Source organism: Bacillaceae bacterium S4-13-56, from assembly GCA_040191315.1.
Classification (GTDB): Bacteria; Bacillota; Bacilli; order Bacillales; family JAWJLM01; genus JAWJLM01.
Genome location: JAWJLM010000161.1, coordinates 1 through 1,541, shown reverse-complemented (window position 1 = coordinate 1,541; position 1,541 = coordinate 1). Strand labels below are relative to the sequence as shown.

At 27.3% G+C, this 1,541-nt stretch carries 2 protein-coding genes; one reads left to right on the top strand and one right to left on the bottom strand.

The window, feature by feature from the left end; genetic code table 11:
• Positions 1 to 176 precede the first annotated feature (176 nt).
• Complete coding sequence (locus RZN25_18335; GenBank protein MEQ6378758.1) at positions 177 to 1,067, bottom strand: helix-turn-helix domain-containing protein; 891 nt, start codon at positions 1,065 to 1,067, stop codon at positions 177 to 179.
• 184 nt (positions 1,068 to 1,251) lie between these two features.
• Between RZN25_18335 and RZN25_18330 the strand changes: the two genes are divergently transcribed.
• Entirely contained in the window at positions 1,252 to 1,392 is a 141-nt protein-coding gene (locus tag RZN25_18330) for a hypothetical protein (protein ID MEQ6378757.1), read from the top strand.
• Positions 1,393 to 1,541 lie beyond the last annotated feature (149 nt).

Here is a 1,541-nt window from a genome sequence, read left to right as displayed (position 1 = left end):
TTAACTTTTTTGTGTCCAAAATATTGACCTAGATCCAAAGTGTAATATTAGAGTAACAAATATTACATTTTAATGAGTTTTGGATATTTAATCTATTAACTTAAAAAACGTTATATTTACTTGTAATAAACACCAAATATAATGAATGATATAATTATAGGAATAATATTAAATATTTAATTATTTTTAACTGTTCTTAATTGAATAAGTTGTTCTTCTACCTTTTCTAATTGTATTTTTTTGTCTGTAATTTGAAAAATAGTTTTTGCATAATTAAAATTGTGCAAGGCTTCGTTTATACTTTTTGTTTCAGTTAAGCATCTACCTAATAAAAAATATAATTGTCCCAAGCCATACATGATTTGTTTTTTTTGGCAATAAGAAATTCCTCTTTTACAGATAGCAATAGATTCAGTATAGCTACTTTCTAAATAATGTGCTCTAGCCCAGTTATAATATAATCTAGGTTGTAGTTTTATATTGTTATGTATAGGTAGCTTAATCAAAGAATCATGACTATCTTTATATATAATTAAAGCTTTTTGATACTGTTCAAGTTCTAAAAATAAATTTGCTTTACTAATTAAAATTTCAATTTCACGTTCGGATTTTGTTTTCCGACTTGTACTACTTAACGAAAGAGCTTCTTCAATTAATTCTATAGCCTTACTATGATTATTATTTATATGTCTTTCACAAATAGATTGGTGCCACAAAATAAATTGTTTGAACCTTTTGTTTGAAACTAACGGACTTTTCGCTTCAGATTTTATTAAGTAATAAAGTCCCTGATAGTTTTGAGAGTCTACTAATTCTCTAGCTTGAATTAGTACTTCTTCGACATAATCTATTCTAGAGATACTTGAAGAGTCATATAAATAATTAATATCAATACCAAGTCTGTCGGCAATCTGATATAAAAGATCTGATGAAATTGCTATAGATCCATTCTCAACTTTACTTATATAAGCTTGAGTGCATATCCCCTCACATAACTCTTTTTGGGTTATATTAAAAAAATTTCTAAGATCCTTAATTTGTTTCCCTATTTTTTCTCTGTTATCCATATAATCACTCTCAATGCTTTTTTAATAGTTTATCAAAAATATTCCTATAATTATATAAATTTTAGCAATTAAGTGAATTTATATGATTTAAAATAAAAATAAGGTAAAACTGGCTCTTTAAGGTAAAAGCATGTTACTAAAGAAAATAGTAAAATTACTCCTAAAGAATTTAGGAGTAATTAAAATGAAGAAAAAAATACTAGTACTTGTTACAGCAATCTTAATTGGGTTAGGGTATAACGTAAATAGTCAATTTTCTTCTTATGAAGTATCTGGTGAATATATAGTTAATCATTCAGAAGATAATCTAGGACCAATGGATTAAAGTATAGTAGAGATTTAGGTATGGTCACAGTGACGCCCCGAAATTTGTCGAATGTTGGCAGGATAGAAGTGTAGAGGTGGTTGGGTTTGTTGTTGTGTGTAATTGTCAAGTGAAAATTCCCCCACCTATATTCTCCAGACGTGGTAGGG

Excerpts from the sequence above, each read along its gene's own strand:
- RZN25_18335 (MEQ6378758.1), bottom strand. The coding sequence starts at position 1,067 with ATGGATAACAGAGAAAAAATAGGGAAACAAATTAAGGATCTTAGAAAT.
- RZN25_18330 (MEQ6378757.1), top strand. The coding sequence starts at position 1,252 with ATGAAGAAAAAAATACTAGTACTTGTTACAGCAATCTTAATTGGGTTA.